The sequence below is a fragment of the Citrobacter koseri ATCC BAA-895 genome (genome assembly GCF_000018045.1).
Lineage (GTDB): Bacteria > Pseudomonadota > Gammaproteobacteria > Enterobacterales > Enterobacteriaceae > Citrobacter_B > Citrobacter_B koseri.
The window spans coordinates 2,320,426-2,347,213 of the sequence record NC_009792.1 but is presented as its reverse complement, the minus strand read 5'-3'; the positions used below and the strand labels follow the sequence as shown (position 1 = coordinate 2,347,213).

General features: G+C 53.3%; 27 protein-coding genes. 7 read left to right on the top strand and 20 right to left on the bottom strand.

The window, feature by feature from the left end; all coding sequences use genetic code 11:
* Positions 1-4 precede the first annotated feature (4 nt).
* Genes CKO_RS10780 through citC form a run of 3 tightly spaced genes read right to left on the bottom strand, consistent with a single transcriptional unit; the run spans position 5 to position 2,279 of the window.
* Entirely contained in the window at positions 5-913 is a 909-nt protein-coding gene (locus CKO_RS10780; RefSeq protein WP_024130551.1) for an aldolase/citrate lyase family protein, read from the bottom strand.
* The gene (gene citD, locus CKO_RS10775; protein ID WP_012133370.1) at positions 910-1,206 is read right to left on the bottom strand and encodes a citrate lyase acyl carrier protein; all 297 of its coding nucleotides are present in this window, start codon (positions 1,204-1,206) and stop codon (positions 910-912) included. The genes CKO_RS10780 and citD overlap by 4 nt, the downstream gene beginning before the upstream one ends.
* Positions 1,203-2,279, bottom strand: a complete 1,077-nt coding sequence (gene citC, locus CKO_RS10770; RefSeq protein ID WP_012133369.1) for a [citrate (pro-3S)-lyase] ligase — start codon at positions 2,277-2,279, stop codon at positions 1,203-1,205. Before citC ends, citD begins: the two co-directional genes overlap by 4 nt.
* 386 nt (positions 2,280-2,665) lie before the next feature.
* Here citC and dpiB point away from each other — a divergent pair, with 386 nt between their 5' ends.
* Together dpiB and dpiA are read left to right on the top strand one after the other, a co-directional pair.
* Entirely contained in the window at positions 2,666-4,327 is a 1,662-nt protein-coding gene (dpiB, locus tag CKO_RS10765; RefSeq protein WP_012133368.1) for a sensor histidine kinase DpiB, read from the top strand.
* The gene (gene dpiA, locus CKO_RS10760; protein ID WP_012133367.1) at positions 4,296-4,973 is read left to right on the top strand and encodes a two-component response regulator DpiA; all 678 of its coding nucleotides are present in this window, start codon (positions 4,296-4,298) and stop codon (positions 4,971-4,973) included. The genes dpiB and dpiA overlap by 32 nt, the downstream gene beginning before the upstream one ends.
* A 276-nt stretch (positions 4,974-5,249) precedes the next feature.
* Here dpiA and dcuC read toward each other — a convergent pair whose 3' ends face one another.
* The gene (gene dcuC / locus CKO_RS10755) at positions 5,250-6,635 is read right to left on the bottom strand and encodes an anaerobic C4-dicarboxylate transporter DcuC (protein ID WP_012133365.1); all 1,386 of its coding nucleotides are present in this window, start codon (positions 6,633-6,635) and stop codon (positions 5,250-5,252) included.
* Between the two features lie 459 nt (positions 6,636-7,094).
* Here dcuC and pagP point away from each other — a divergent pair, with 459 nt between their 5' ends.
* Both pagP and cspE read left to right on the top strand, forming a co-directional pair.
* Entirely contained in the window at positions 7,095-7,658 is a 564-nt protein-coding gene (gene pagP, locus CKO_RS10750) for a lipid IV(A) palmitoyltransferase PagP (RefSeq protein ID WP_012133363.1), read from the top strand.
* A 187-nt stretch (positions 7,659-7,845) separates the two neighbouring features.
* Positions 7,846-8,055 (top strand): transcription antiterminator/RNA stability regulator CspE, encoded by a 210-nt coding sequence (cspE, locus tag CKO_RS10745; RefSeq protein WP_000034825.1) that lies wholly within the window; start codon positions 7,846-7,848, stop codon positions 8,053-8,055.
* Positions 8,056-8,109: 54 nt separating this feature from the next.
* Here the strand turns inward: cspE and crcB are convergent, their stop codons facing one another.
* Positions 8,110-8,493: a fluoride efflux transporter CrcB gene (gene crcB, locus CKO_RS10740; protein WP_024130549.1), complete on the bottom strand. Its 384-nt coding sequence runs from the start codon at positions 8,491-8,493 to the stop codon at positions 8,110-8,112.
* A 91-nt stretch (positions 8,494-8,584) separates the two neighbouring features.
* Here crcB and CKO_RS10735 point away from each other — a divergent pair, with 91 nt between their 5' ends.
* On the top strand, positions 8,585-9,373 hold the full coding sequence (locus tag CKO_RS10735) for a deaminated glutathione amidase (protein WP_012133360.1): 789 nt from the start codon (positions 8,585-8,587) through the stop codon (positions 9,371-9,373).
* 129 nt (positions 9,374-9,502) lie between these two features.
* Entirely contained in the window at positions 9,503-9,706 is a 204-nt protein-coding gene (tatE, locus tag CKO_RS10730) for a twin-arginine translocase subunit TatE (RefSeq protein ID WP_012133359.1), read from the top strand.
* A 100-nt stretch (positions 9,707-9,806) separates the two neighbouring features.
* On the opposite strand, the gene lipA is transcribed toward tatE, so the two are convergent.
* The 11 genes from lipA to CKO_RS10670 form a co-directional block, all read right to left on the bottom strand.
* The gene (gene lipA / locus CKO_RS10725) at positions 9,807-10,772 is read right to left on the bottom strand and encodes a lipoyl synthase (RefSeq protein WP_012133358.1); all 966 of its coding nucleotides are present in this window, start codon (positions 10,770-10,772) and stop codon (positions 9,807-9,809) included.
* Between the two features lie 187 nt (positions 10,773-10,959).
* Positions 10,960-11,934 (bottom strand): YbeF family transcriptional regulator, encoded by a 975-nt coding sequence (locus CKO_RS10720; RefSeq protein WP_012133357.1) that lies wholly within the window; start codon positions 11,932-11,934, stop codon positions 10,960-10,962.
* A gap of 300 nt (positions 11,935-12,234) precedes the next feature.
* Positions 12,235-12,876 (bottom strand): lipoyl(octanoyl) transferase LipB, encoded by a 642-nt coding sequence (gene lipB / locus CKO_RS10715; protein WP_024130548.1) that lies wholly within the window; start codon positions 12,874-12,876, stop codon positions 12,235-12,237.
* A gap of 97 nt (positions 12,877-12,973) precedes the next feature.
* A complete protein-coding gene (gene ybeD, locus CKO_RS10710; protein ID WP_000850547.1) occupies positions 12,974-13,237 on the bottom strand; it encodes a DUF493 family protein YbeD in 264 nt (87 codons plus the stop codon).
* Between the two features lie 106 nt (positions 13,238-13,343).
* Positions 13,344-14,555, bottom strand: coding sequence for a D-alanyl-D-alanine carboxypeptidase DacA (gene dacA / locus CKO_RS10705; protein ID WP_012133355.1), 1,212 nt, complete (start codon positions 14,553-14,555; stop codon positions 13,344-13,346).
* 139 nt (positions 14,556-14,694) lie between these two features.
* Complete coding sequence (gene rlpA, locus CKO_RS10700) at positions 14,695-15,819, bottom strand: endolytic peptidoglycan transglycosylase RlpA (RefSeq protein WP_012133353.1); 1,125 nt, start codon at positions 15,817-15,819, stop codon at positions 14,695-14,697.
* 10 nt (positions 15,820-15,829) lie between these two features.
* Positions 15,830-16,942: a peptidoglycan glycosyltransferase MrdB gene (gene mrdB / locus CKO_RS10695; protein WP_012133352.1), complete on the bottom strand. Its 1,113-nt coding sequence runs from the start codon at positions 16,940-16,942 to the stop codon at positions 15,830-15,832.
* A 2-nt stretch (positions 16,943-16,944) separates the two neighbouring features.
* Positions 16,945-18,846, bottom strand: coding sequence for a peptidoglycan DD-transpeptidase MrdA (gene mrdA, locus CKO_RS10690; RefSeq protein WP_012133351.1), 1,902 nt, complete (start codon positions 18,844-18,846; stop codon positions 16,945-16,947).
* A 30-nt stretch (positions 18,847-18,876) separates the two neighbouring features.
* Positions 18,877-19,344, bottom strand: coding sequence for a 23S rRNA (pseudouridine(1915)-N(3))-methyltransferase RlmH (gene rlmH / locus CKO_RS10685; protein WP_003022725.1), 468 nt, complete (start codon positions 19,342-19,344; stop codon positions 18,877-18,879).
* Between the two features lie 3 nt (positions 19,345-19,347).
* On the bottom strand, positions 19,348-19,665 hold the full coding sequence (rsfS, locus tag CKO_RS10680) for a ribosome silencing factor (RefSeq protein WP_012133350.1): 318 nt from the start codon (positions 19,663-19,665) through the stop codon (positions 19,348-19,350).
* Between the two features lie 258 nt (positions 19,666-19,923).
* Positions 19,924-20,535 (bottom strand): adenosylcobalamin/alpha-ribazole phosphatase, encoded by a 612-nt coding sequence (locus tag CKO_RS10670; RefSeq protein WP_012133349.1) that lies wholly within the window; start codon positions 20,533-20,535, stop codon positions 19,924-19,926.
* A 94-nt stretch (positions 20,536-20,629) separates the two neighbouring features.
* On the opposite strand from CKO_RS10670, the gene cobD reads away from it, so the two are divergent.
* Positions 20,630-21,724, top strand: coding sequence for a threonine-phosphate decarboxylase CobD (gene cobD / locus CKO_RS10665; protein ID WP_012133348.1), 1,095 nt, complete (start codon positions 20,630-20,632; stop codon positions 21,722-21,724).
* Here cobD and nadD read toward each other — a convergent pair.
* From nadD to leuS, 4 genes are read right to left on the bottom strand one after another with little or no spacing between them, the layout of a single operon-like run.
* Positions 21,699-22,340: a nicotinate-nucleotide adenylyltransferase gene (nadD, locus tag CKO_RS10660; RefSeq protein WP_024130547.1), complete on the bottom strand. Its 642-nt coding sequence runs from the start codon at positions 22,338-22,340 to the stop codon at positions 21,699-21,701. The genes cobD and nadD overlap by 26 nt on opposite strands.
* A 1-nt stretch (position 22,341) precedes the next feature.
* On the bottom strand, positions 22,342-23,373 hold the full coding sequence (gene holA, locus CKO_RS10655; RefSeq protein ID WP_012133346.1) for a DNA polymerase III subunit delta: 1,032 nt from the start codon (positions 23,371-23,373) through the stop codon (positions 22,342-22,344).
* Positions 23,373-23,966, bottom strand: a complete 594-nt coding sequence (lptE, locus tag CKO_RS10650; RefSeq protein ID WP_024130546.1) for an LPS assembly lipoprotein LptE — start codon at positions 23,964-23,966, stop codon at positions 23,373-23,375. The genes holA and lptE overlap by 1 nt, the downstream gene beginning before the upstream one ends.
* 14 nt (positions 23,967-23,980) lie before the next feature.
* Complete coding sequence (gene leuS, locus CKO_RS10645) at positions 23,981-26,563, bottom strand: leucine--tRNA ligase (RefSeq protein WP_024130545.1); 2,583 nt, start codon at positions 26,561-26,563, stop codon at positions 23,981-23,983.
* Between the last annotated feature and the right edge of the window lie 225 nt (positions 26,564-26,788).

The window sequence follows — 26,788 nt, the reverse complement described above, 5'->3', positions numbered from 1 at the left end:
TGCCTTATTCTTCGCGAATGCCGGAAAGTTCTGCACGGGAGAGCACCAGACGGGCGCGTTCAATCACCGGGCTGTCTACCATTTTGCCGTTCAGGGAGACGACGCCGCGGCCTTCACGGGCGGCGGCTTCTGCGGCTTCCACGACCAGACGCGCATGGGCGACTTCTTTAAGCGTCGGGGCATACAGGTTGTGCAGCAGTTCAATCTGGCGTGGGTTGATGAGGGACTTGCCGTCAAAACCCAGCTGTTTGATGTGTGACGCTTCGTGCAGGAAGCCCGCTTCGTTATTGGCATCGGAATAGACGGTATCGAACGCCTGAATGCCTGCGGAGCGTGCCGCCTGTAAAATGGAGCAACGGGCAAACAGCAGCTCGGTGCCTTCCGGGGAACGTTCGGTACGCAGATTGCGCACATAGTCTTCCGCCCCCAGCGCGATCCCGATGAGACGTTCGGAGGCGTGGGCGATTTCAACGGCGCGGGTAATGCCCAGCGGCGACTCGATTGCGGCCAGCAGCCCGGTGCTGCCGGGTTCACGACCGCAGGTTTGCTCAATGCGCAGGATCTCTTTCTCGATGTCGGTAACATCCTGAGCGGTGTCGGTTTTCGGCAAACGGACAACGTCAGCGCCGCCGCGAACCACCGCTTCAAGGTCGTTAATGCCCCATTCGGAATCCAGCGCATTAACGCGGACAATGGTTTCCACATCACGGTACAGCGGGTGTTGCAGGGCGTGATATACCAGACGGCGAGCGGTATCTTTTTCACGTAGTGCGACGGAATCTTCCAGGTCGAACATCAGCGCATCGGCCGGGTAGATAAACGAGTTGCTGACCATCGCGGCATTTGCGCCGGGGACGAACAGCATGCTGCGGCGGGTGCGGGATTTACGTTGTTGCAGAGAAGCGGAAATCATTGGCGATCCTCCCACGGCAGAGCGGGGATGCCGCTGGCGCGAGCCAGTAACGCTTCCAGCCGCGCGCGCAAAATGCAGTCCAGCGCGCCTTTGTCGTCAACATTTAGTTGCACGCCGCGGACGTTATAACGGGCAAGCACATCCAGAATGGTGGCGCGAATGGCGTCACCAAACTGTTTTTCAACGCTGCTGTTGATTTGCAGGTCAATATCCTGCGTGTCGAGTGGAGCAATGCGAATCATCACATCACCGGACTCAAGTGTGCCAGCGACGGCAGCCTGGTCTATTTTCATTTTTCACCTGTTTCTAATGCGGGGGTCTTTTGGCGGACTACCGCGCTGGACGGGTTACGTTCAACCATGCCTTGCAGATAGTGCAGAGTGGGGTTGGGAACCAGCGGTGCGATAGCCGTGAGATCTTTTTTAACCAGCAGCTTGCGCACCCAGGAGGCGGAAATCGGCATCTCCTGGAAACACAGCCGCTCAATTTCCACCAGCTCGATGGGTGGGGCGGGAAGCGTTGGCGTCTCCAGCCAGTAGCGCATATCGTGGTTGTACTGGGAGGTGACGGTGCAAAACGGTTCCGTGCCGACAAAACGGTGTGTTACACCCAATGCTGGCGCCAGGTACTGGCGGAAAATCTTCAGGTCGATTTCGGTGTAACAGTGGTTAATGACGCTTTGTTCTTTGATGAAGTAGCACGGAAAGGTCGCACGCGAGATGATGTACTCGGAACCGCGATGCACGGTCAGGCGTGGAATATCCGTTGTTCCTTTGATCACCAGATCAAACCTGTCCTCGTACGGAAAACGCGACGTATCCTCTTTTACCAGGAACAGATGCAGCCAGTCGCACTGTGCGGCGGCCTGCTGGATCAGATAGCGATGCCCGTTTGTGAAGGGGTTGGCGTTCATGACGATACAGCCGATTTTTTTCCCGTCATGACGCAGTTTCGTTAAGGATTCAGCGTAGCGTTTCAGGCGCGTATTGCTGTTTTCCATGAGCACCATCACGCCAGGCACATCAGCCAGCGTTGAGAAGCCACACTGTTTAAAGAGCGCTTCGTATTCTGTTTTGGTGTAGATGAAGAGGTGCGTACAGTGCCTTTCGTAGGCGAGGTTGATTAACTCTGTAGCCAGCGTCAGCGCCAGCCCTTCGCCGCGCACGGATTGGCAGATAGCAACGCATTTAATGATATTTCCGGCAATACCGCCGCAGGCAATAAGACGATCATCGCGCGTAACGGTAATAAAAACTTCGACGGTGGTATCTACGCTTAAATCATTCTCTTTCAGAAATTGCGTGATAACCGCCATCTTTTTATTTTCTGAGCGTTTCACTTGCGTGAATACATTATTACCGAACATAGTATTGAGCGTCCTGATGATATATTTTGTTGCCAGTTTTTTGCGTATGTTGTGTGTCGTTGCAACCTGATAACGTTTTGTTTTCAATTGGAGCGGTCGTTGTTTTTATTACGACGTATTTCTTTTTCTCTCTGTTGCCTACATCGTAAGGGGTATTTTGGTGGTAAATTTTGATTTATTTCACAAACACTTAGATGGTTTTTATGTGTTTAATGGTTTTAAGTTTTTTAATTAATTTAATAGCAAATTGCGCGGTGGGTTTTATTTGTTTAATTGATTTAAGGTGGGGAATCTGTAACGATCGCTATTAAATGCACAGCAGAAAGTTAAAACATTTTTATTACATATACGGGAAATGAGACGCTTACGCCAGCGAAGGAATAACAATGCCCGACCCAAAAAATAAAAAACGGTTTCTTTTTTTTCGTCAACTCGCGTTCCCGCTGCGGATTTTTCTGCTCATTCTGGTCGTTTCTGTTTTCATCATCGCCGCGTTAGCCCGCTATTTTTCCGCCAGCTTTGAAGACTATCTGGCATCGCATGTCAGGGATATGGCGATGAACCAGGCAAAAATTATCGCCTCTAACGACAGTATCATCACGGCCGTGAAACACCGGGATTACAGGCGGCTGGCGACCATCGCGGATAAACTACAAAGCGACACCGATTTTGATTATGTGGTCATCGGCGACAAAAACTCGATTCGCCTCTACCATCCTAACCCGGAAAAAATTGGTTATCCGATGCAGTTCACGAAACCCGGCGCGCTGGAGAACGGTGAGAGCTATTTCATCACCGGCAAGGGGTCTATTGGTATGGCGATGCGCGCTAAAACGCCGATATTTGACGACAATGGCAACGTGATCGGCGTGGTTTCCATCGGTTATCTGGTCAGTAAAATTGACAGCTGGCGACTGGATTTTTTACTGCCGATGGCGGGAGTATTCGTTCTGCTGCTGGTGGTGCTTATGCTGCTTTCCTGGTTTTTCGCCGCCCACATTCGCCGCCAGATGCTCGGGATGGAGCCAAAGCAGATTGCGCGCGTTGTGCGCCAGCAGGAGGCATTATTCAGTTCAGTGTATGAAGGATTAATTGCGGTCGACCCGGAAGGGCACATTACTGCCATTAACCGCAACGCGCGAAAAATGCTGGGGCTGCGTTCGCCGGGGCGGCAATGGCTGGGTAAGTCGATAGAGACGGTAGTTAATCCTGCGGACTTCTTCACACAGCAGATTGCGGAAAAACGCCAGGATGTGATGGCGAATTTCAATGGGTTGAGCGTTATTGCTAATCGTGAGGCCATTCGCTCCGGGGATGAATTACTGGGGGCGATCATCAGCTTTCGCAGCAAGGATGAAATTTCCACCCTGAACGCCCAACTGACGCAAATAAAACAGTATGTGGAGAGCCTGAGAACGCTGCGTCATGAACACCTGAACTGGATGTCGACGCTCAACGGTCTGCTCCAGATGAAAGAGTATGATCGGGTCAGGGAAATGGTGCAGGGCGAGTCGCAGGCGCAACAGCAACTGATCGATAGTCTACGCAGCGCATTTGCCGATCGCCAGGTCGCCGGTCTGCTGTTCGGCAAAGTCCAGCGGGCGCGGGAGCTGGGGCTAAAAATGACGATCGTGCCTGGCAGTCAGCTGCACCGACTCCCGGAAGGGCTTGATAGCACCGAATTTGCCGCGATTGTCGGCAATCTTCTCGATAACGCGTTTGAAGCCAGTTTGCGTACCCGGGAAGGGAATAACGTCGTTGAACTCTATTTGAGCGACGAAGGGGACGATGTGGTGATTGAAGTTGCCGATCAGGGATGCGGCGTTCCTGAATCTCTGCGCGAAAAAATATTTGAACAGGGTGTCAGCACCCGAACCGATGAACCAGGCGAACATGGCATCGGGCTGTATCTGATTGCAAGTTATGTGGGGCGCTGTGGCGGGGTGATTACGCTGGAAGATAATGATCCCTGTGGCACCTTGTTTTCTCTATTTCTTCCGAAAGTGAAAAAAAACGATGACGGAACCATTAACCCTATTGATCGTTGAGGATGAAACGCTGCTGGCGGAAATGCATGCGGAATATATCCGCCATATTCCCGGTTTCAGCCAGATATGGCTGGCGGGCAATCTGGCGCAGGCCCGTATGATGATCGAACGTTTTAAACCCGGGCTTATTCTGTTGGATAACTATCTGCCGGATGGGAAGGGCATCACGCTGCTGCATGAGCTGATGCAGGCGCGCTATCCCGGCGGAATTGTGTTTACCACGGCCGCCAGTGATATGGAAACCGTCTCCGAAGCGGTGCGCTGGGGGGCGTTTGATTATCTGGTGAAGCCGATTGCCTATGAGCGCCTGGGGCAGACGCTTACGCGGTATCAGCAACGCCGGCGTATGCTGGCGGGTAACGATAGCGCCAGCCAGCGGCAGATTGACGAGATGTTTAATGCCTATGCGCGAGGGGAGCCAAAAGGTGATTTGCCGACCGGGATTGATGCTCTGACGCTGAATGCCGTGCTGAAGCTGTTTAGCGACCCAGCGACGCGCCATACGGCTGAGACGGTGGCGCAGGCGTTGACGATCAGCCGTACCACATCCCGGCGGTATCTGGAGTATTGCGCCAGTCAGCATTTGATTATTGCCGAGATTATTCACGGAAAAGTGGGCAGACCGCAGCGTATTTACCACGGTTGAATTCGGGATTGACCAATCGCCCGGTGGCGCTGTGCTTACCGGGCCTACGGGTAAGATTTGTAGGCCGGATAAGGCGTTACGCCGCCATCCGGCCAATTGCCCGGTGGCGCTATGCTTACCGGGCCTACGGGGAGTTTTGTAGGCCGGATAAGGCGTTACCGCCGCCATCCGGCGAATCGCCCGGTGGCGCTATGCTTACCGGGCCTACGGGTAAGATTTGTCGGCCGGATAAGGCGTTACGCCGCCATCCGGCGAATTGTCTACAAATTAATTCGCTTAACCACCTGCCACAGCAGAAGAAGTGCCTGGCACCATCACTTCAGTTGCAATGATGACAACCAGCAGCCCGACCATAACCGGAACGGAAGTACGCTTCACCACTTCAAACGGCGAAATCTTCGCCATCCCTGCCACCGCAACGACGACGCCAGAGACCGGGGAGATCGTGCGCCCCAGATTTGAGGCCTGCAACATCGGAATGGACAGGTAAGCCGGATTAATACCGGAAGAGTGCGCCAGTTTGGGAATCATTTCGACAAAGGCATAGAAAGGCGCGTTACCGGAACCGGTGGTCATTGCCGCGAGCATGGTCAGGATCACCAGTACCAGCATGAGGATAATACTGGCGGAGCCAAACGAGGTGGCGATAGAGATCAGACTCTGGATGAAACCGATAGTGCTCAGCCCCTGAGCGAATACCCCGGCTGCGACCAGCAGCATCACCACGCCCGCAAATGCGTCAGCCATCCCGCGGTACGCGACTTCCAGACCGGAAAAGACTTTCTGTGTATTGAATCCGCGAATGAACTCCAGCACGGCAGCGAGCAGCATACAGATGACGAGAATAGTAATAATGTGCAGCTGCGGACCCCATTTACCATCAAAAACCAGAACGCCGATAATCGGTGTGAATGGCAGAATGGCGTAAAACGCCGGGGCGGTGGTGGTAATTTCGTTTACATCCAGCATTTCATGGGAGATGTTCTCTTTTTTATCCAGATAACGCTGCCAGAAAAAGTGGGCAATCGCCATACCGATAATGGCGGCAATGGAGATCGGCAGGGTCGTTTTAAAGGCAAAATCAATCAACGGCATCTCAGCCGCTTTTGCCGCCAGAACCACGTCGCCCGAGGTCGGAGAGAGGATGATCGCTGCGGGGGAAGCGCAGATGGCGGCGGCAGCGCCACGGCTGATCCCGACGTTAACCATCACCGGAAAGAGCGTTGCCATCAACAATACGCCAAGCCCTGTTGCCGAAGAGACCGCCAGCGACATCAGGCAGGCGACAAAATAGGCGGCGATCATCAGCAGGTAAGGTGAATTAATGTATTGCAGCGGTTTGGAGGCCAGTTTTACAACCATGTCGTTTGCGCCGATATGCGTCATGTAGGCGGCGAAACCGCACAGCATCATGATCATCATACCGAGGTCGCCACCACGGCTCATCAACAGAATCTTAATGTATTCAACGATGTCCGTCGCGGTATAGCCGGTACTGGTTTCACTGGCGGGCAGGACTTTATGCCCCATTAACGCGCTGATAATCAGCAGCACCAGGCCGCCCACAAAGAGCACGCCGGTTGCCGAATAACCTTTAATGATGTAGCGCGCTACACCCACAATAACCATAACCCCAATAAGGAGTTCAATAAACGTTAGCATTGTTTCCCCTGTCGCCTGGACGCCCAGAAAGTAAGAATAAAAAAGGAACAGAAAGTGGTGTGAAAATGTGCCGAATAAACCGTTTCCCCTTGCTGATTAAAATCAAGAAAAGGACGGATTAAACGTCCTGTGTTGTTATTTTTTCATGCAGGCAACGAATATGAAATCTCTCAGGCGAAAAATTTACGTAGAAACGTATTTGTTTTGTATTTGTTATTTTTATGGAAATGCAATGTTAACTGTGAGGTGGTGTACAGAATTATAACAGGCCAGATTCCCTTTCCTGATGATAAAAAGTTTCAGTAAACGGCGATGATCCGTATGAAATAAACGGGAAATAAGTGGGTTTGCTATTGCAAAGGGGAGTTTTCTGATTTTTCGTTACCTGTTTTTTGTTAAGATTCCATTCAGGTTCGTTTTGCTACGATCGGTATTGAACTCCAGGATGGTAATTAAGTTGTGATTGTCGCTAAAAAATATTTTCTTGTTCTTTCATTTCTCTTTGTGCAATTCGCCCTTCTGCCCCAGGCCTTTTCAGCAGATAAAGGCTGGTTTGATACGCTGAAAGATAATGTGTCGGAAACCTGGCAACAACCCGAGCATTATGATTTGTACGTGCCGGCCATTACCTGGCATGCGCGGTTTGCCTACGATAAAGAAAAAACGGATCGCTACAATGAGCGCCCGTGGGGGGCAGGGTTTGGTCAGTCTCGCTGGGATGATAAAGGCAACTGGCATGGGCTTTACATCATGGCGTTTAAAGACTCCTTCAATAAGTGGGAGCCTATCGGCGGTTACGGTTGGGAAAAAACCTGGCGACCTCTGGCAGATGAAAACTTCCACATGGGGCTGGGATTTACCGCTGGCGCAACGGCGCGTGATAACTGGAAGTACATTCCGGTGCCGGTTCTGTTGCCGTTAGCCTCGATAGGCTACGGTCCGGCAACGTTCCAGATGACCTACATCCCCGGTACGTATAACAACGGTAACGTCTACTTTGCCTGGATGCGTTTCCAGTTTTGATGAGTGATATGCCTTGTTAGTGGTATATAGAATAGCGTTATAAAACAATAGGTAATACAAAAAATCTAAAAAATAACGCGATATTTATCACTTTTTGGCAAAGTTGGACTGGACAAAATGCACCACAATTGATGTACTGGTACCCGACACAGCATTTGTGTCTATTTTTCATGTAAAGGTAATTTTGATGTCTAAGATTAAAGGTAACGTTAAGTGGTTTAATGAATCCAAAGGATTCGGTTTCATTACTCCGGAAGATGGCAGCAAAGACGTGTTCGTACACTTCTCTGCAATCCAGACTAATGGTTTTAAAACTCTGGCTGAAGGTCAGCGCGTAGAGTTCGAAATCACTAACGGTGCCAAAGGCCCTTCTGCTGCTAACGTAATCGCTCTGTAAGCATACGACAGCAAGAATTCCAAAACCCGCCAACTGGCGGGTTTTTTTATGCTCTTAATGCGCGGTGGATGCCGAAAACAGCCAAAACGCAAGCGCGGTCATGGCAAATGACCCGAGCAGGTTGACCAGTATATTCACCATCGCCCAGCCAAAACGCCCATCCTGGAGCAAAAAAACAACTTCCGCTGAGAAGGTGGAAAACGTGGTCAGGCCGCCGCAAAAACCGGTGGTAATCAACACCTTCCACATCGGATCAATATTCGTCATGCGACTAAATAAGGCGAAGCCCATACCGATGATGAAGGCGCCGATCAAATTCGCCGTCAGGGTGCCGAACGGAATGGACTGATGAAGCGGATTAAACCGCATACTCAACATCCATCTCGCTACGCTTCCTGTACCACCGCCAATAAAAACTGCTAAAAGGAGTTGTAACACTGAATATTCCTGCTATTTGATTGTATATGGGATGAGTGTAACGCCGAATAAACATCTTTGGCGAGTTTAACGAATCTGGTCGGAGGGGAGTATGCTCGTTGCAGCAGGACAATTCGCCGTGGCGTCGGTCTGGGAAAAGAACGCCGAAACATGCGTTTCGTTAATGTCTCAGGCGGCAGAAAATGGCGTTTCCTTACTGGTGTTGCCTGAGGCACTGCTGGCTCGTGACGATCGCGATCCCGATCTGTCGGTTAAGTCCGCGCAGCTACTGGAGGGCGGGTTTTTGCGCTGCTTACTGCGTGAGAGCGCGCGCAATACGATGACGACAATCCTGACGATTCATGTTCCTTCAACGCCGGGGCGGGCATTCAACATGCAGGTTGCGTTGTGCGAGGGAAAGATTGTTGCGCACTACGCCAAGCTGCATTTGTACGATGCCTTTTCGATTCAGGAGTCCCGCAGCGTTGATGCAGGCGACACCATTGCCCCGCTGCTGGATGTTGAGGGGATCAAAGTCGGGTTAATGACCTGCTATGACCTGCGCTTCCCGGAGCTGGCTCTGGCGCTGGCTTTGCAGGGGGCTGACATTCTGGTGCTGCCTGCCGCCTGGGTAAGAGGGGCGCTGAAAGAGCATCACTGGGCGACCTTGCTGGCGGCAAGAGCGCTGGATTCAACCTGCTATATCGTTGCCGCAGGGGAGTGCGGCAACAAAAATATCGGTCAGAGCCGAATCGTCGATCCGTTTGGCGTCACAGTAGCCGCTGCGGCAGAGACTCCGGCGCTGATTATGGCCGAGGTCTCCGCCGAGCGCGTCAGGCAAGTTCGGGCGCAACTTCCCGTTTTACGTAACCGTCGTTTTGCGCCACCGCAATTATTATGATGTTTTTTTAAACTAAGCTTGATTCACCTTGTTACAGATTGCTATTGTGTGCGCGCGTCGAATGACCGTTAATATTCTCAGGTTAATATGGCGCGTTAAGCCGCCTGATTTTAAGTCAAGAAGGTATCTATGGGTGAGATTAGTATTACCAAACTGCTGGTGGTTGCCGCACTGGTCGTTCTGCTGTTTGGTACCAGGAAGTTACGTACGCTGGGCGGAGACCTGGGCACGGCAATTAAAGGTTTCAAAAAGGCGATGAATGATGAAGACGCTGGCGCGAAAAAAGAAGCGGGCGGCGATATTCAGGCTGAGAAACTCTCTCATAAAGAGTGATCATGACGCGAGCAGGATGCTCCTTCATCTGACTCTGAAGAGAAAAAACCCGCGTTTAAGCGGGTTTTTTATGCGTTAAATGTAAGCGAGTATTACTCGATCACTTCACTTCCAGTCCTTTCGCCTGCATGTCTGCATGGTAAGAAGAACGAACAAACGGCCCGCAAGCGGCATGGGTAAAGCCCATCGCCATGGCTTCGGCTTTCATCTCATCGAACTCTTCCGGGCTAACATAACGCTGTACCGGCAGGTGATGGCGGCTTGGCTGTAAATACTGGCCCAGCGTCAGCATGGTGACGCCATGACGGCGCAAGTCGCGCATAACCTCAATGATTTCAGCGTTGGTTTCTCCCAGACCGACCATCAGACCCGATTTGGTTGGGATTTCCGGGTGGGCCTCTTTGAAACGCTCCAGCAGCTTCAGCGACCAGTTGTAATCGGCGCCTGGGCGTACCTGACGATAGACACGCGGTACGTTTTCAAGGTTATGGTTGAAGACATCTGGCGGAGTGGCGTTAAGGATCTCCAGTGCGCGATCCATACGGCCACGGAAGTCAGGCACCAGCGTTTCAATTTTAATTGCCGGGCTTTTTTCACGAATCGCGGTAATGCAGTCAGCAAAGTGCTGAGCGCCGCCATCGCGCAGATCATCGCGGTCAACGGAGGTGATAACTACATAGCGTAACGCCATATCCGCAATCGTCTGAGCCAGTTTTAATGGTTCGTTGGTATCCGGGGCGACAGGGCGACCGTGGGCAACGTCACAGAACGGGCAACGGCGGGTACAAATCGCGCCGAGGATCATAAAGGTGGCGGTTCCGTGATTGAAACATTCCGCCAGGTTAGGGCAAGAGGCTTCCTCGCAGACAGAATGCAGGCCATTTTTGCGCATTGCCGCTTTGATGCCCTGGATACGAGTGGAGTCCGCTGGAAGCTTTATTTTCATCCATTCCGGCTTACGCAGCAGGGCTTCGCGCTCTGTTGCCACATTTTTAACCGGGATAAGGGCCATCTTATCGGCATCGCGGTATTTGACACCGCGTTCCATCACAATGGGTTTACTCATAGCGTGCGTGTTCCAGTTGCGAATAACGAAGGAAAGCGTTTCAATTCAAGGGAATGTTGTATTTATCAACTATTTTTGAATTAACTACAGGCAGTATATCATTGAAACGGGCCATAAAGCAGCCTGAGTGGTCGGCAAAATGTAAAATAGTTGTTGTTTTGTGCCATTTGCCCAACATCTCCTGTGACTAAGCAGCAACATCTCCGGTTCGAAACGCATCGCGTATTACATCAATAACATTCTCCAGCACCGGGTCACGCAAGCTTAATTTGTTGTAATGCAGCGAAAAGTCGATTCTCTCATCGCTCAGTGGCGCATAGGGAATGCGCTTGAGCGGCCAGCAACGGCTAAATAAGGTGTAGAACCGGGTGGGCATCATCCCCAGCAGGTCGCTGCTGGCGATGAGTGAGGCAATGGTGAAGATGTTGTAGCTGCTAAAGTTGATTTGTCGTTCAGGGAAGAGGTCCTGGATACGCTGACGCACCAGGCTGAAATTCTGCCCTTCGAGCATCAGCAGAGTATGGTCGACCGCTTTCAGCTTCTCTTCGGTTAGCGGGGCGGAAAGTGAAGGGTGATCCTGGCGACAAACCAGCTCAACAGTATCGGCAAACAGCACATGGTGATGAATGGCCCGACTACTGTAGATATGGGTATCGATGACCAAATCGGTCTGAAACTGGCTGAGCTGGCATTCGGCGTCGCTTACCGGAATGTTGCGTAACAGAAGCTGCGGATACAGGGATTTGATCGCCTGATAGATGGTTGGCATGACTAACGCCCCGATAGAGGGAGGCGTGCCTATCGTGATGGTGCGCTGTTTGTCGTAACTGCCGGTCAGATCCAGCGCGCCCAGAATAGATTCCAGCCCCTGGCTAATATACTCATGCAGATGGGTGGCATAGGCCGTCGGGGTCACGCCCTGGCCTTTACGGATAAATAGCGGGTCGGGAAATATAGCGCGTAATTTTTGAATAGACTGGCTAATAGCGGATGGCGTTAAATTAAGAATTTTCGCAGCATTGACGATGCCTTTATGAACGTATACCGCTTCAAAAATAGTCAAGAGATTAAGGTCAATATTTCTCAGCGTTCTGAAAATTTGAGGTTTGTCTTCTGGCCGTTGCTCGATTAGACGTCGTCCCGGCAGATTATTATCATTCACGCTCTCGCTCCGAATTTATTCACGTTATAAATAATAGTAGGGTTTATATTTATTGCATTTTTGATTTGGCTTAAATATCGCCTGAATGTCAATATCAGTAACAATTTCAACAGGGTAACAAACAGTACATTCGGATTTTAGCCACGGCGAATCCCCTCATTCTGATGGCTGATGAGGTTGCGTCATTGACGGTTTTAGCTTAGGCATAACGAAAATATAGAAACCGGGCGGAGAAGTAAAGCATTCAAGCAATATATAGTTAATGACCCATGAATTGCGTGGGTCATTATATTTTATTGATTAAGCAGGAATATATTCATGAGGTGGATTGTTTAGCAGGGCTAAAATATTGGCCAACAGGCGAGGGGCAATATTATCCGTCGTTGCGTTATTATCCCATTGCGATATTTTCGCCATTTCCATCCCGGCATAACCGCAAGGATTGATGCGTAAGAACGGAGAGAGATCCATATTGACGTTTAATGCCAGACCATGAAAAGAGCAGCCGCGACGGATTCGTAAACCCAGTGAGCAGATCTTTTTTTCTCCCACATAAACTCCGGGCGCATCGGCTCGCGGATGCGCATCAATACCCCGTTCGGCAAGCGTATTGACGACGGTTTGTTCCAGCAGCGTCACCAGCTCCCGCACGCCCAGCTTACGGCGTTTAAGATTCAGCAGAACATACATTACCTGCTGGCCGGGGCCGTGATAGGTGACTTGCCCACCACGATCGCTCTGGATCACCGGAATATCGCCGGGCATTAATACATGCTCCGCTTTACCGGCCTGACCCTGGGTGAAAACAGGAAAGTGCTCAACTAACCAGATCTCATCGGGCGTGTTTTCATCGCGGGTATCGGTGAATTCGTGCATGGCCTGGGAAACGGGTTCGTAGGGCTGAAGACCGAGCTGGCGGACAAGAATTTTATCCTGATACAAAACGGCATCTCCGTAGAGAATGAACAAAAGAGGGAGAAAAGTATATCACAGCGGGGGAGGATGTTACCCGGGCAACGCCGGGTAACGAACGGATGTATTACAGCACCATACGAACGATATCGATATTACCCAGTTCTTCGTACAGTGTTTCAACCTGCTCGATATGGGTTGCGTTGATGGTGATAGAGACCGAGTGGTAGTTACCTTTGCTGCTCGGTTTTACCGTCGGGGAGTAATCACCTGGCGCATGGCGCTGTACCACTTCAACCACCTGATCAACCAGCTCAGGCAACGCCTGCCCCATTACTTTGTAAGTAAATGGCGTAGGGAATTCAAGCAGTTCGTTAAGTTTGGTTTTCATGTCAGCTCCGGCATTACATCAAAAAATAATAACTCCCACAGCGTGTGGGAGTTATCAGGATACTCAGTATATGGGGATGGAAATCACACTTTCAAGTGCTTAATTTTTAACCAAACCAGTGATGGAACATTAATTTAATGTAATCAATGATTTTGCCGAAGAAGTTACCTTCAGGAATTTCCTGTAGTACCACCAGCGGGCGCTGCTCAATGGTTTTGCCATCCAGCTGGAAGTTGATTGTGCCGACGACCTGGTTTTTCTGCAACGGGGCATGCAGTTCAGCCGTGTTCAGCACGTAGCTGGCTTTCAGATCTTTCATGCGGCCGCGAGGAATGGTCAGATAGACGTCTTTATCCACACCCAGCGAGGCGCGATCGGTATCGCCAAACCAGGCCGGTTCAGAGGCAAACTCTTTCCCGACTTTCAGCGGGTTTACGGTTTCAAAGAAGCGGAAGCCCCAGGTCAGCAGTTTTTTGCTTTCTGTTTCACGACCTTTGTAGGTACGTCCACCCATCACCGCAGAGATCAGGCGCATCTGGCCTTCAGTTGCCGACGCCACGAGGTTGTAGCCTGCTTTATCCGTGTGGCCGGTTTTGATCCCGTCAACGTTCAGGCTGTTGTCCCACAGCAGACCATTGCGGTTTAACTGGCGAATCCCGTTGAAGGTGAACTCTTTTTCTTTGTAGATAGAGTATTCGTTTGGCACATCGCGGATTAACGCCTGGCCGATCAGCGCCATGTCGCGCGCAGAGCTGTATTGTCCATCAGCATCCAGGCCATGAACGGTCTGGAAGTGGGTGTTTTTCAGACCCAGGGCATTCACATAGCTGTTCATCAGCCCGACGAAGGCATCCTGGCTACCGGCGGCAAAGTCGGCCATCGCCACGCAGGCGTCGTTGCCGGATTGCAGGTTAATACCACGGATTAACTGGGAAACAGGAACTTGCATACCCGGTTTCAGGAACATCAGGGACGAGCCTTTAAATACCGGGTTGCCGGTAGCCCAGGCGTCGTTGCCGATCGTCACTAGATCGGTCTCTTTAAATTTCCCTGCTTTCATCGCCTGGCCGATGACATAGCTGGTCATCATTTTGGTCAGGCTGGCGGGATCGCGGCGCGTATCCGCATTTTGTTCCGCCAGCACTTTGCCGGAGTTGTAGTCGATCAGGATATACGACTCCGCATCGATCTGCGGAACACCTGGGATCATGGTTTTGATATTCAGGTCATCGGCATGCGCGCTTGTGATAAAGGCGGCGCAAAGAGCCGTGGTGAGCGCCATGCGCTGCATGAAACGAGCGGAAAAAGTGGTCTTCATGGTCTGAACTACGACGTCCGTGATGGAATTAAAAAAAGTGCCCTACTATAGCAAAAGCATAACCGGCAGGCATCTGACTTTCCGCGTGACTTTGTTAATGTCATTTACAGAAATTGACAATTCAGATGCCCTTTGCAGGCTACTGCGCGCTGGCGATAAAGGACTGTAACTGGGCTTCAGATTGCAGACGCTGCTGCAACGCGCTGGCTTCAGTTTTGCTGGCGAATGGCCCAAGCTGAATGCGCCAGACCGCGCCGTTTTGCATCACACGCCCCGGTACGCCAAACTGCTGGCTTAAACGCTGCTGGTACTGCTGCGCGCGCGTTTGATCGCTGACCGCGCCAACCTGAACCACGAAACCGCTGCTTGCGGCGGCCGGAGCTGGAGCCGGCGTCGGGGCAGCGACTGCGCCCTGAGTCGAACCAGGAGCCGTTACCGGCGCGGCGGGTGTCGCTGCGGCGGGCTGTGGCGCGGGCGTTGGTTCGCTGCCTTCGAGCACCCCGGAGGCGAGCGTGGTCGGCGCGCCAAGGAAGCCGCTGCTGTTGACCGGTGCGCCGCTCGGGTCATCGCTTTTCAGCGTCGAATTGCTTATCGCCCGGACATCGCCTTGCGGCTGTACCGATTCCGGCGCGGAAGAGACGCTGCCCATGCCGCCGCTTAAATCAGGGCGCGCGGGCAGGGCGTAGGTCTGTTTCGCCACTGTCGTGCAGGCCATGCCTGGCCCTGACAGTGAACCATCCTGCGCAACGATAATGGGATCAACGCGGACTTTGGTGTTATTCGACGTATTCAGACGATCGGCCGCCGCGCGGGAGAGTGAAATCACCCGATCGTTACCGTAAGGGCCGCGATCGTTAATGCGTACCACGATCATCCGGCCATTCGCCAGATTCGTGATTCGCGCATAGCTCGGGATCGGCAGCGTTGGATGCGCAGCGGTGAGCTGCATCGGGTCAAACGCTTCGCCCGATGCGGTTAAATTGCTGCCGGGTTCCGCATCATAAATGGCGGCAAGCCCGGCCTGGCTAAAGCGAGACGGGTCCTGGACAATTTTGTAGCTTCTACCGTCTCGTTGATAATCCTGATTTGCTGTCGGGCTCAGAGGTTCATAACGTGGCTCCGCCCCGCCGATCTCAACAATCGGCCCGTTACACACCGCAGGCTGCGGCGCGACGGCAACCTGCTGCTGACCATCATCACTCGAACACGCCGCGAGTAACATTATTCCTGCCGCGACGCAGACTCCTGGCAACTGCTTACGCATTGCGCACCCCTTACACGCTTTTCGACAACATTTTTCTGTGGGTGTGGATCGACATAACAATCCCGAACCCGGCCATCAGCACTATCAGTGCGGAGCCTCCGTAACTGACCAGCGGGAGTGGAACCCCTACAACGGGCAGAATACCGCTCACCATACCAATATTTACGAAGACATAAACGAATAATATCAACATTAAACCACCGGCCATCACGCGACCAAAGGTGGTTTGCGCGCGGGCAGCGATCCACAGTCCGCGCATAATCAGCAGAATGTAGAGCGCCAGCAGGATTAATATTCCCACCAGGCCTAACTCTTCCGCCAGTACGGCGAAGATAAAGTCGGTGTGGCGTTCGGGTAAAAACTCAAGCTGCGACTGAGTGCCGTGCAGCCAGCCTTTACCGCGCAGGCCGCCGGAGCCAATCGCAATTTTAGACTGGATGATATGATAACCCGCGCCTAAAGGGTCGGTCTCCGGGTCGAGAAGCATCATGACGCGCTGGCGCTGATAATCATGCATCAGGAAGAACCACATGATCGGGATAAACGCGGCAATCAGCACCACCGCAATGCCGATTAAACGCCAGCTCAAACCAGACAAAAACAGCACGAACAGGCCGGAAAGGGCGACCAGAATCGAGGTGCCCAGGTCAGGCTGCGCGGCGACCAGCAGCGTCGGCATAAAAATCAATACCAGCGCGATAGCCGTGTTTTTCAGCGACGGCGGGCAGACATCACGGTTGATAAAGCGCGCCACCATTAGGGGGACGGCGATCTTGGCGATTTCAGAAGGCTGAAAACGGACGATCCCCAGATCCAGCCAGCGTTGCGCTCCTTTGGATATCGCCCCGAAGGCGTCTACCGCCACCAGCAGGATGATGCAGAAAATATAGAGATAGGGCGCCCATCCTTCGTAGACACGAGGCGGGATTTGCGCCATCACCACCATAATGACCAGACCCATCGCGATCTGACCGATTTTTCGCTCCATCATGCCAATATCCTGGCCGCTGGCGCTCCAGATGACTAATGAACTGTAAACCAGCAGCGCCAGCAGAATCAGTAACATCGTGGGATCGATATGGATTTTATCCCAGAATGTTTTTTTGTTCGGATTATCCGTCACGATTATTGGTCCTCCGCCGCTGCAACCGCCGGGTTTTCCGCAGGCAAATTGGTGTTGTTGTCGCCCAACATGATGTGGTCAAGAATCTGACGCATGATTGTACCGACAGCCGGGCCCGCACCGCCGTTTTCCAGGATTATGGCGACAGCAACCTGGGGATTGTTATACGGCGCGAATGCCGTCATCAGTTTATGGTCGCGTAGTCGTTCAGCAATTTTGTGCGCGTTGTAGGTTTCGTTGGCTTTCAGGCCAAAGACCTGCGCCGTACCAGACTTCGCGGCGATTTTATACGGCGCGCTGGCGAAATATTTATGCGCAGTGCCGTTAGCGCGGTTTGCGACGCCGTACATGCCGTCTTTGGCAATTTCCCAGTAACCGGAGTGAATATCGCCGACAGGCGGTTCGTGCGGCTGTACCCACGGCACCTGCTTGCCATTCTCCGCCGTGCTCATCAGCAGATGCGGCACTTTTACCACCCCGTCGTTAATCAGGATCATCAGCGCCTTGCTCATCTGGATCGGGGTCGCCGTCCAGTAACCCTGGCCGATGCCCACCGGGATGGTATCGCCCTGATACCACGGCTTTTTAAAGCGTTTTTGCTTCCATTCACGGGTTGGCATATTGCCGGAACGCTCTTCAGCCAGATCGATGCCGGTATATTCCCCGTATCCAAATTTGCTCATCCACTCGGAGAGTCGGTCTATCCCCATGTCATAGGCCACCTGGTAGAAGAAGGTATCCGCTGACTCTTCAAGGGATTTGGTGATATTCAGATGACCGTGCCCCCATTTTTTCCAGTCGCGGTAACGCTTCTCAGAACCCGGCAACTGCCACCATCCGGGGTCGAACAGGCTGGTATTGCGGGTGATCACCCCCGCGCTTAAAGCGGACACCGCGACATACGGTTTAACCGTTGAGGCCGGCGGGTAAACACCTTGCGTCGCCCGGTTTACCAGCGGCGTATTCGGGTCGTTGAGCAACCCTGAGTAATCTTTGCTGGAGATGCCATCCACAAACAGGTTCGGGTCGTAGCTCGGCATGGAAACCAGCGCCAGTACGCCGCCTGTCCGTGGGTCGGTTACGATCACAGCGGCGCGGCTGCCCGCCAGCAGCGTTTCAATATATTGCTGGAGTTTCAGGTCAATTGTGAGATGGATGTCATGCCCGGCCTGCGGCGGCACCTCTTTAAGCTGACGGATGACGCGGCCACGGTTGTTGACTTCAACCTCTTCATAACCCGTCTGGCCGTGCAGCACCTCTTCGTAATAGCGCTCAATCCCCAGCTTGCCGATATCGTGTGTGGCGGCGTAGTTGGCCAGCTTACCGTCTTTATCAAGGCGTTCGACGTCTTTATCGTTAATCTTCGAAACGTAGCCGATGACGTGGGTCAGCGCGGAGTTGTAAGGATAGTAGCGGCGCTTGTAGCCTTTCACTTCCACGCCAGGAAAACGGTACTGATTGACGGCAAAACGCGCGACCTGCACTTCGGTCAGGTTCGTTTTGACGGGAATAGAGGTAAAACGGTGTGAACGTGCGCGCTCTTTCTTGAACGCGGCAATGTCATCGTCGTTCAAATCGACCACGCTGCGTAACGCATCCAGCGTTTGCTGAACGTTATCGACCTTCTCCGGCATCATTTCTATCTGATAAATAGTGCGGTTGAGGGCGAGGGGGATGCCGTTACGGTCATAGATGATCCCACGGCTGGGGGCGATGGGGACCAGTTTGATGCGGTTTTCGTTTGAGCGGGTCTGGTAATCGGTAAAACGCACGATTTGCAGATTATAAAGGTTGGCGATGAGCACGCCGGTCAGCAGCAAAATACCCAAAAAAGCGACCAGCGCCCGGCGCACGAACAGCGCGGACTCAGCCGTATAGTCGCGAAAAGAATTCTGTAGTTTCATCCGCTGCTTAATCTACTCAAGGCTTAATAATCACTCACGGTGATAAGGGTGGTTGGTGGTAATGCTCCACGCCCGGTACAGACTCTCTGCCACCAGCACCCGAACCAGCGGGTGGGGGAGGGTTAACGCAGAAAGTGACCAGCTTTGTTCCGCCGCCGCTTTACAGGCCGGAGACAACCCCTCAGGGCCGCCAATCAGGAGACTGACGTCGCGACCATCCAGCTTCCAGCGCTCCAGCTCAGTCGCCAGCTGTGGCGTGTCCCAGGGTTTCCCTGGGATATCAAGGGTGACGATACGGTTTTTGCCTGCGGCCGCCAGCATCTGCTCACCCTCTTTATCGAGAATACGTTTAATATCCGCGTTCTTGCCGCGTTTGCCCGCTGGAATTTCGATCAGCTCAAACGGCATGTCTTTCGGAAAACGCCGGAGATACTCCGTAAAACCGGTTTGTACCCAGTCGGGCATTTTCGTACCGACAGCGACAAGTTGAAGCTTCACGCATTAACTCCAGAGTTTTTCCAGTTCATACAGGCGACGGCTCTCTTCCTGCATGACATGGACAATCACATCACCCAGGTCAACGACAATCCAGTCGGCTACGCTTTCACCTTCAACGCCAAGCGGCAACATGCCCGCCGCGCGAGATTCCTGTACAACGTGGTCAGCAATAGACATAACGTGACGGCTGGATGTACCGGTGCAGATAATCATGCAGTCGGTGATACTGGATTTACCCTGAACATCTAAGGTGATGATGTCCTGACCTTTCAGGTCATCAATTTTGTCGATTACAAAATCCTGGAGTGCTTTACCCTGCAAGTTTTCCCCCTGGGTATTACGGATGAATATAAATAAGCCTGTCAGTATACCTGAACCCGAGGCGATGTCGGGACTAATGTCATCAACGGGCGTTTAAAAGTGGGTTATCATCCCATCCCGCACAACAGATTGCATCGCCATTTTTGTAAAACAATTTCTGCAAAGCTCTGAAGGGCGGGAGAAGTCTGGCGCGGAGGATAGCAGCCTGTCAGGGGGTGTCAATGGCCTAAACGCCCCCGAGGAGAAAAAACAGAAATATCACTCGCCGTGATGCCAGACGGCCCGACTGTTTAACACCTTCAGCGTGGCGAAATCTTCACAAAAATCAATGGCGCTCCAGCATCCTTGCTCAACCCTGAAATGCCATAATGAGGCGGCGGGCATGGATAATAATCGCGCGATCATGAGACTCAGAACCCCCTGGTGGCTCACGACCAGCAGGTTTTTATTATCTTTATAATCAGCAAGTTGTGCAATAAAACGCTCTACTCGTTGTGAGAACGCCTGGAAGCCTTCCCCATTGGTCGGGACGGCGTTCTGCCAGTCGGTACACCAGGCCGTGTAGCTTGCCGCGTCTTCGCGGCTCAGATCGCGGTGATGACGCATCTCCCAGTCGCCAAAAAACATCTCGTTAAGCTCCGGGAACAGGCGCTGCGGTACGTCGCGGTCGTGAAGCACCAGCCGCGCCGTGTGGCGGGCGCGTTCCAGTTCGCTACAGAATACGTTGTCGAAGGGGACATTGCGCAGCAGGTTATTCAGCGTTTGCGCCTGGGCTATCCCTTTTTCTGTCAGCGGAGTGGGGGCGTGGCCGCTGTATAATCCGGCTACATTAGCTTCGGTTTCCCCATGACGAACTAACCAGAGTCGCATGTTTTTCCTCGTGATACGTATTCGCGCAAAATATGATATTCACCCTGATTGCGCAGCGCTTTTTCACTAAAATAGACTTTTTATCGGAGGCAAGATGCCTTTACTGAAGAGTGCGCATGGCGGTAACACCCGGGAAGCCGCCGCATTGTTGGGCATCTCGCCTGAACAGTTGCTGGATTTTAGCGCAAATATTAATCCTCTGGGTATGCCAGGGCGCTTAAAACGCGCGCTTATCGACAATCTTACCTGCGCGGAGCGGTATCCTGATGTGGATTATCAGCATCTGCACCAGGCGCTGGCGCAGCACCATCAGATCCCCGCGTCATGGCTCCTGGCCGGAAATGGCGAGACGGAATCCATCTTCACGCTGGTTCACGGGCTGAAGCCGCGTCATGCCATGATCGTCACGCCGGGCTTTGCCGAGTATCGCCGTGCGCTACAGTGGGGCGCGTGTGAGATACATGAATTTGCGCTTCGCGAAGCTGATGGCTGGCAACTCACGGACGCCATTCTGAATGCGCTGACCCCGGATCTGGACTGCCTGTTTCTCTGTACGCCAAATAATCCAACCGGACTCCTGCCTGCCCGCGAACTGTTACTGGCTATTGCGGAACGCTGTAAGACGCAGGGGATCGCGCTGATCCTGGATGAGGCGTTTATCGATTTTATTCCGGGTGAAGAGGGCTTTATTCCGCTGTTGCAGGGCAACCCGCATATCTGGGTGCTGCGTTCGCTCACCAAATTTTACGCCATTCCGGGGCTGCGGCTGGGCTATCTGGTGAACAGCGACGAGCAGGCGGTTGCGCAAATGAGAGCGCAACAGATGCCCTGGTCAATCAACGCGTTTGCGGCGCTGGCCGGAGAGGTTATCTTGCAGGATGCCGCCTATCACCAGGCGACCTGGCAGTGGCTGGCGGAGGAGGGACAACGCTTCCGTCAGCGGTTACATGCGTTTCCTGAGCTAACGGTTTATCCCGGTCGGGCGAATTATCTTTTATTGCGCTGTGAGCGGGAAGGTCTGGATTTGCAACGCGCCTTGCTGGAGAAGCACATTCTGATCCGCAGCTGTGCTAACTATCCGGGGCTTGACGCGCGTTATTACCGGGTGGCGATTCGCAGTCAGGAAGAGAACAGCCGCCTGCTGACGGCGCTGGCGGAAGTCTTTACCGATACAACCCTTGCTGGTTGATGTAGTTCAGGACGGATTCCGGCATGAGATCGTCGCACGGTTCGCCTTTCTCCAGTCGCTCGCGGATAAGGGTGGCGGAGATATTGAACCAGGGCGTTTCAGCCAGATAAATTTTACCCGCCGGGAGCGCGTGCAGATCGTCCGGCGTATGGGTTAAATGGCGCTCCAGCCACTGCTGATGTTGCTCTTTCACCATCTCAAGCGGGTAGCCGGGGCGTCGGCAAACGATCAGGTGAGTATTGTCCAGAATGGTTTCATAGTCGTGCCAGGTCGGGAACGTCAGTAAGGAGTCCTGGCCGATGATAAACGCCAGCGGCGCGTCCGGGCCTTGCTCTTCCCGCCACTCTTTCAGCGTTTGCGCGGTGTAAGAGGCGGTATCGCGTTTGAGTTCGCGCTCATCCAGGATAAACAGCGGTTTGTCGGCGATAGCCAGCTCAAGCATATATTTACGCTGTGCGCTGGACGCTTCAGGCTGTGGACGATGAGGCGGTACGTTATTGGGCATGATAATCACCCGCGACAGGCCAATCAGATTGGCCAGCGTTTCCACGGGCTTGAGATGACCATAATGCACGGGATCAAAGGTGCCGCCGAACAGAGCCTGTAACGATTTCATATCAACCATCAATAAAAACATCTGCCAGCGCTTTGTGGCAGAGAAGAAGAGAAAGCCCCTCCAGCTCAGCCCACACTGACTGTCCATAATCTTGTTTTAGCGTAATTTCCGTCCGCGTCAACAGTTGCACTGCCTGGCGAAGCTGGGTCTGCTGGAGCCGATTCAACGCATCGCCAATCATGCCGCGACGGTTTTGCCATACCCGATGTTTATCAAACAGCGTGCGCAGAGGCGTATGGGCGGATTGCCGTTTAAGGTTAACCAGCATCAGTAATTCGCGTTGCAGGGTGCGCAGCAGGATCACGGGCTCACTGCCCTCAAGGCGCAGTTGCTGCAAAATATGCAGGGCGCGTTTGCTTTTGCCCATCAATAACGCATCCACCCAATGGTATGGCGTGAAGTGCGCCGCGTCGTTGACGGCCTGCTCTACGCGTGGAAGCGTGAGCTTACCGTCAGGCCAGAGGAGTGAAAGCCGCTCCAGCGCCTGCGCCAGCGCCAGCAGGTTGCCTTCGTAGCAATAACACAGCAGCTGATTCGCGGCGTCATCCAGTTGCAAATTATTCTGCTTTGCTCTGGCGGCAACCCAGCGCGGTAGCTGCGCCTGCTCCGGCGTCTGACAGCTTACCTGCACACCAGTGCCCGCCAGCGAGGTATACCAGGCGGCGTTTTCCTGGGCTTTAGTGAGCTTATTTCCGCGCACGATCAGCAGCAGGTCGTCATGCAGCAAACCGCTGAGCGTTGCGAGCTGTTCATTGATCGCCGCATTCGGGCCATTTTCCGGTAGCAACAACAGCAGCGTTTGACGGCTGGCAAACAGGCTCATTGCCTGACACTGTGAGAACAGGGTTCCCCAGTCGGTGCTGGTGTCGATCGTAAAGGCGTGGTGTTCTTCGAACCCTTGCGCAGCGGCCGTCAGACGAATAGCGTCCTGGCTTTCCTGCAACAAGAGAGGGTCGTTGCCCAAGAGCAAGTACGCCGCGCGCAGCCCTTCATTGAGCTGTGCGCGGAGTTGTTCAGGGTACAACCGGATCATCAGTTACCCAGCGTGGTGGACACGCGTGCCGGGGAAGATGCTGGCGTCGCCGTGGTGTTTTCAGCGGCGTCCGCGTTTTCCTGGGATGACTGAGCATCAGCGACATGGATACTCGGCAGCTTGCGAATCAACTGTTCGGCCGCTTTGTCATACATCTCTTTGATGATCATATCCTGTTCATTATCCTTCGCCAGCGCGGTTTGCGGGTTATCAAAGAATGAACGGTACACTTTCGTGCTGATCGGATAAATATCATGACCCGGGATCAGAACGCTTGCACTGACGCTCATGACCATCTGGTATTCCGCCGTACGGCCATCCTGGAACACGGAGGCGGTATCTTTAGAGATACTGGTCCGGCCAAGGCGCAGTGACGGAACATCCTGGCGCGTTGTATCTTTCTCAAGCAATTCAATATTGTTAAGACGCAGTTGGTTACGTACCGCCCGGCTTAATGGTCCATTCGGATCGCTTGTATCAAGAATCATAGTTTTCATCGTGCTGGGCACCTGCGTAGTGCTACGCAGGTGCCAGCCGCACCCGGCGGTGACCAGCACCGCCAGGGATAACAACAATGTTGTCAGATGTCGCACGCTTCCTCCCGCGCTTAGCCAACGACCAAATTGAGGAGTTTACCCGGAACGTAAATCACTTTACGCACGGTAACGCCATCAAGATATTTTGCGACCAAATGTTCCTGGCCAGCACGTTCACGAACCTGTTCTTCAGTGGCGTTCACCGGTACGGTGATTTTGCCACGGACTTTACCGTTCACCTGAACCACAACCAACGTAGAGTCTTCTACCATTGCTTTGTCGTCAGCGACCGGCCACGGCGCGTTATCGATATCGCCTTCGCCTTTCAGCGCTTCCCACAGCGTGAAGCAGGCATGTGGGGTGAACGGGTTGAGCATACGCACGACAGCCAGCAGCGCTTCCTGCATCAGGGCGCGATCCTGCTCGCCTTCCTGCGGCGCTTTCGCCAGTTTGTTCATCAGCTCCATAATCGCGGCAATCGCGGTGTTGAAGGTCTGACGGCGGCCGATATCATCGGTCACTTTCGCGATGGTTTTGTGGACGTCGCGACGCAGCGCTTTCTGATCTTCGCTCAGCGCATCAACGTTCAGTGCCGCAACCTCGCCTTTCGCGGTGTGCTCATAGACCAGTTTCCAGACGCGCTTCAGGAAGCGGTTTGCCCCTTCCACGCCAGATTCCTGCCATTCCAGCGTCATATCGGCTGGAGAAGCAAACATCATGAACAGACGCACGGTGTCCGCGCCGTAACGCTCAACCATTACCTGCGGGTCGATGCCGTTGTTTTTGGACTTGGACATCTTGCTCATGCCGGTGTACACCAGCTCATGGCCCGCCGCGTCTTTCGCCTTAACGATGCGGCCTTTCTCGTCGCGCTCAACGATGGCATCAACCGGGGAAACCCAGTTACGCTCGCCGTTTTCGCCTACATAGTAGAATGCGTCTGCCAGCACCATACCCTGGCACAGTAGCTGTTTCGCCGGTTCGTCAGAGTTCACCATGCCCGCGTCGCGCATCAGCTTGTGGAAGAAGCGGAAGTAGAGCAGGTGCATGATCGCGTGTTCAATACCGCCGATGTAGATATCGACCGGCAGCCAGTAATTTGCTGCTTCCGGGTCCAGCATCCCTTCGTTGTACTGCGGGCAGGTGTAGCGCGCGTAGTACCAGGAGGACTCCATAAAGGTGTCAAAGGTGTCGGTTTCACGCAGCGCAGGCTGACCGTTAACGGTGGTTTTCGCCCACTCAGGATCGGCTTTGATCGGGCTGGTGATGCCGTCCATGACGACATCTTCCGGCAGGATGACCGGCAGTTGATCTTCCGGGGTCGGCAGAACGGTGCCGTCTTCCAGAGTCACCATCGGAATCGGCGCGCCCCAGTAACGCTGACGGGAAACGCCCCAATCGCGCAGACGGTAGTTGACTTTACGCTCGCCGACGCCTTTCGCCGCCAGTTTATCGGCAATCGCGTTGAAGGCGTCTTCAAAGCCCAGACCGTTAAATTCGCCGGAGTTAAACAGTACGCCTTTCTCGGTCAGCGCCTGCTCGGACAGATCCGGTTCAGAGCCGTCCGCCGCCAGGATAACCGGCTTGATGGTCAGGCCATATTTGGTGGCAAATTCGTAGTCGCGCTGATCGTGGCCCGGAACGGCCATGACCGCACCGGTACCGTACTCCATCAGCACGAAGTTGGCGGCCCATACCGGGATCGCTTCGCCGGTCAGCGGGTGAATGGCTTTAAAACCGGTGTCGACGCCTTTTTTCTCCATCGTCGCCATATCGGCTTCCGCCACTTTGGTGTTGCGGCATTCGTCGATAAAGGCAGCCAGTTCCGGGTTGTTGGCAGCCGCTTTCTGCGCCAGCGGGTGACCTGCGGCGACCGCCAGGTAAGTGGCGCCCATGAACGTGTCTGGACGCGTGGTGTACACCGTCAGCGTATTGTCGTAGCCGTTCACGTCAAAAGTGATCTCGACGCCTTCAGAACGGCCGATCCAGTTGCGCTGCATGGTTTTAACGGTGTCTGGCCAGTGATCCAGTTTATCCAGATCGTTCAGCAGTTCGTCGGCGTAGGCGGTGATCTTAATGAACCACTGCGGGATCTCTTTACGCTCAACTTTGGTGTCGCAGCGCCAGCAGCAGCCGTCGATAACCTGCTCGTTCGCCAGTACGGTCTGGTCGTTCGGGCACCAGTTCACCGCAGAGGTCTTTTTGTACACCAGGCCTTTTTTATACAGTTCGGTGAAGAATTTTTGCTCCCAGCGGTAGTATTCCGGGGTGCAGGTCGCCAGCTCGCGGCTCCAGTCATAGCCGAAGCCCAGCATTTTGAGCTGGTTTTTCATGTAGGCGATGTTGTCATAGGTCCACGGCGCCGGCGCCGTGTTGTTTTTCACCGCCGCGCCTTCAGCAGGCAGGCCGAAAGCATCCCAGCCGATGGGCTGTAAAACGTTTTTACCCAGCATGCGTTGGTAGCGGGCAATCACATCACCGATGGTGTAGTTACGCACATGGCCCATGTGTAGTCGACCAGAAGGATAGGGAAGCATCGACAGGCAGTAATACTTCTCTTTGCTCTCGTCTTCGGTTACTTCAAAGGTGCGCTTCTCGTCCCAGTGTTGCTGGACTTTTGATTCTATCTCTTCCGGGCGGTATTGCTCTTGCATGGCAGCCAGTGGTCCTGTTTTCATTACGGCTACAAACGTAGCGTTAGATGTGGTGTTTCAGATCCGCATAGCATAGCCCAAACGCCCGCGCCAAAACAGCCTTTCGCGCATTCTGCATTGAATTCCCGCCATGCTAATCCTTGCATGAATTTACACAGTCTGTGGGCGGTCTTGCAAAGCGCGGCGTAAATAACGTCTATTATTATAGACAGTTAACGACCCAGG